Below are 3,887 nucleotides of genomic sequence, written 5' to 3'. Positions count from 1 at the left end.
AGCGGACAACCTCCACTCCTTCTTCGGCGATGATCTCCTCGAGCCTGCGTATATGCTCTTTGGAGGGTGCCTTGAAATCATGTCGAAACTCCTCGAGCCCCAGCAAGCTATACTTAAACGTCCCGAGATTATGGTACGGCAGCATCTCCATTTTCTTCCATGTCATGTGTTGGTAAACAAACCGTGCAGTGTGCCTTATATTTTCCTCGCTATCGTTGACGTCTTTGATAAGGGGAACGCGGATGACCGTCTCGATCCCCGTGGCACCAATGCGCCTGATATTGTCGAGAATAACGCTGTTTTCCACTCCCGTAAGCCGCTTATGTTCAAGGCAGTCCATATGCTTAATGTCAGCAAATATAAAGTCCAGCTTTGCCACTATATCTGCCACCTCTTCCCAATTGAAAAAGCAGGAAGTCTCTACCGCCTGGGAAATGCCGAAGCGTGAAAGGGCGTTTACTAAGAGGCGCAACGACTCGGGAAAAAAGAATGGTTCACCCCCAGACCACGTAACGCCCCCGCCTGAAGCTCTATAGAAAATAAAATAGCGCTTAAGTTCTCGAACAATTTCTTCCACCGTCATAAAACGACCCATTATCTCGCGCTTCCCCGAAGGCAGTATGCTTTCCTTGGGAACTGGCGTCCATGTCTCGGGATTGCAACACCAAAGGCACCGCAAAGGACATCCGCTCAGGAAAACCGTGGAGCGGATGCCCTCTCCATCGTTCACGGTAAAATGAAGTATCTGCGATACGCAGATTTTTTTGTCTTTCATCTTAAAAGTTAATAGGAGCCATGCTCCGTTCGGGCTATGATGGCATCCTGCATCTCTCGAGAGAGATTGACAAACTGGGTGCTGTACCCTGCTACTCGAACGAGAAGATCCCGATACTGTTCCGGATGAGCCTGCGCCTTCCTCAACACCTCCGTGGAGACGGTATTAAACTGAACATGAAAAGCACCAAGGGAAAAGTATGCCTGGATCATGGCCGCTAAATTTCTGCGTCCCCTTGGGGTGTCGACCAACGATTTATTAAGCCTGAGGTTAAGAAGAGTTCCGCCGCTATGAACATCGTGGTTCACTTTTGCAGCAGAGCGCATAACTGCAAGGGGCGTGGACACATCGCTTCCCGCAAAAGGAGAGACCCCCTCCGAGAGAGGCTCCCTTGCCCTTCTGCCGCATGGAAGGGCCCCCACAATTTTTCCTGTGGGGACGTAGTTTGATATGCCCATAAAGGCAGTATTGAAGGGCGAACCAAAGACGTCTTTGTATTTTCGCGTCTCCTTAAAATAAAAGTCAGAAATTTCCCTAGCTAAAGAATCCACATAATCATCGTCATTTCCATACTTGGGGACGCCAAGAGCCTGCTTGCGCAATTCTTCGAAACCCTCCCAATTTTTATCTAGGGCAAGGTTGAGCTCTCCCAGAGATGTAATTTTGTCCTCAAAGACAAGTTTCTTTATCGCGGCCAGAGAATTGGCCACTACCCCAAGGCCGATCCCGGTAAGCACAGGCCCTATGTTATAATTTGCCCCACCCTTACTGAGATCTGCTCCCTTTTCCAGACATCCGTCTACGCAGGCAGACAAAAAGGGGCGCGGGACCATTTCCATATGAATTTTTTGGGCTACGACCGTTCCTATCACGGCATGTTCTATTAGATTAGAAAGTTGTCTAAAAAAGGCTTCTTTCACTTCCTCAAAATGGGCAAACTCCTCTATAGGTTTTTCCGGTAACCCCATAGGTTTACCCGACAGACGACTCTTCCCTTGATTTAATGCATACTCTAAGGCTGCTCCAAAGTTGACGTTAACGGCGGAAGTCCATTCTCCCGTCTTTCTGAAATGGGGAACGACACAACCACAATTGCTCCAATCCCTTGCATCTTCGGGATCGTACCCCATCTGAAGTAACATTTCATATCCTGCCCTATCGCTATGGATGGCGGGAAATCCCAACCCCTTGCTCACGAGTTCGGCCACGGCCATGAGGAATTCATCTGGGGAATCGGGATGAATTCGTACGCTCAAGCCCGGCTGATGGGTCTTGACGCTCTCCGTGGCCTTCAGGCAAATATAAGATAACTCATTGGTGCCGTCGCTTCCGTCTCGTTTTCGGCCACCCACGGTTAGATTTTGAAACTGGTTATATCCGGCAAAGTAATTGGCCGTGTTAGAGGAGATGGTCCACACCCACTCTGAAAGTTTAAGCCAGAGGCATTCCACGAGCTCTTGCGCCTTTTTGCGATCCAAACGGCCAGCCTTTACATCGGCTTCATAGAAGGGATACATATATTGGTCGAAGCGCCCGAGGTTTAGGGCAAGGGGATTTTCCGAGATGATGCCGCCCAGCTGAACAAACCACACGAACTGACACGCTTCATGAAACGTGCGAGGCGGATCGGCGGGAACGCGACTGCATATGCGAGCAATGGCAAGGAGTTCTTCTTTTCGCCCCTCGTCTTTCTCGCAGGCGGCAAGCGATTTGGCCGCATCCGAATAGCGCTTTGCCAGGCGCATAATTCCATCACATGCAATGATTACCGATTCGTAAAATTCGATCTTTTCGATGTTTGAAATCGAATCTGCCTTTAGAGCCTCACGCCTAACTTTCGCCTCCTCCCGAATTTTTCTAAATCCCTTGGGGAAGAGGACATCCTGGTAGTCAGGGGTAATTTCGCCCACGGCTTGTCTCCACTTTGAATCGTTATCAAGAATTCCCGTGTCGACTAAAAGTTTTGCCGTTTCCCCGGGAATCCGCTTGAGAAAGGCTTCTTCCAGGGAATTTCCCTTCCAGTAGGGCCAAACTTCTTCCCGCAAAAAATTGCGCTGCTCTTCCGTGATGACGTAAGGGTCTTGAGGGCGTTTATCGAAGGCGTCCATCTCTTTATCCACCCACATCCAGGAAAACTCGGGTGTCAAGATGGCGGTACGACGAAATTCTCCCGCCGTTCCAACTATGAGCTCGTCAGGGAAAATCAATGCAGGAAGTTGATCGCAGGCTTCTGCAAAGGCCTTTGCCCGGCGAATACAGATGGGCTCTCCTTCCGTCTCCTTGTGGGACTTTGTCCAAATTTCAGCTCTGAGGCAGCTGATGGAGGGCTTATTGTTCAAATACTCCTGCCGAATCCTTTCCGTTCTTTCGCTTATGCTCACGTCTTTCCCTCCCCCTGCTTTAAGTGCTATTCCGGGTAAAACATCACGTTGCAAAATCGCGCTACGCCATCACCTGAATTATGGTAGGAATGGGCGCGATCCGCGCGGAACTTGATGGCCTCCCCCGCTTTGAGGACATACTCTTCTGATCCTGCCATAATAGTAACCTCTCCCTCAAAGACCAGAACGTATTCCACAGTTCGCGCGTTGTGGGCTTCGGAACAAGAATAAGCTCCTTTCTCGAGGACAATGGCCAAAATCTCAGATCTAGTCTCCCCATCAAAAGGAAAAACGGGATATACCCGAAATAGTCCGTTATCACTGACGATGGGAGAAATATCCTCTTTTGAGATGACCACCGTTTCTGACCTAGGAACCTCGGTAAGATCCGTGAGCGATACTCGCAGTCCATTTGCTATTTTCCAAACTGTCTGGAGAGTGGGGTTTGATTCTCCGCGCTCGATCTGGCCCAACATACTCTTGCTCACGCCTGTCAGTTCCGATACCTTATCGAGGCTGAGCCTGCGCTCCTCTCTAATCCTTCGGAGATTAGAAGCCAAAATCAGTTGTATATTTTCCACCGGCAACTCCCCTCATCCTGTTCATTATAACGATCGATATGTACGTTATAACGGTTTACCAACCATACCACTCTCTTGGCGTTTTCGTCAACCTAGACTCGTTCGTTATCGTAAATAATACCGATGCGTCATTGTGGCATGTTATAATAT

Annotated in this window: 3 protein-coding genes; all 3 read right to left on the bottom strand. The window is 49.3% G+C overall.

The annotated features are described in order from the left end of the window. Positions 1-775: glycyl-radical enzyme activating protein (locus Q7P41_RS08225; protein WP_303883387.1), on the bottom strand; the 775-nt coding region annotated here is incomplete at its 3' end. 8 nt (positions 776-783) lie between these two features. Continuing rightward, the gene (locus tag Q7P41_RS08220; protein ID WP_303883386.1) at positions 784-3,156 is read right to left on the bottom strand and encodes a formate C-acetyltransferase/glycerol dehydratase family glycyl radical enzyme; all 2,373 of its coding nucleotides are present in this window, start codon (positions 3,154-3,156) and stop codon (positions 784-786) included. Positions 3,157-3,182: 26 nt separating this feature from the next. After that, positions 3,183-3,737, bottom strand: a complete 555-nt coding sequence (locus tag Q7P41_RS08215) for a helix-turn-helix domain-containing protein (RefSeq protein ID WP_303883384.1) — start codon at positions 3,735-3,737, stop codon at positions 3,183-3,185. Between the last annotated feature and the right edge of the window lie 150 nt (positions 3,738-3,887).

The organism is Acetomicrobium mobile (assembly GCF_937920065.1).
Note: the sequence above shows the minus strand (reverse complement) of the source record. Positions and strands in the feature narration are given on the sequence as shown.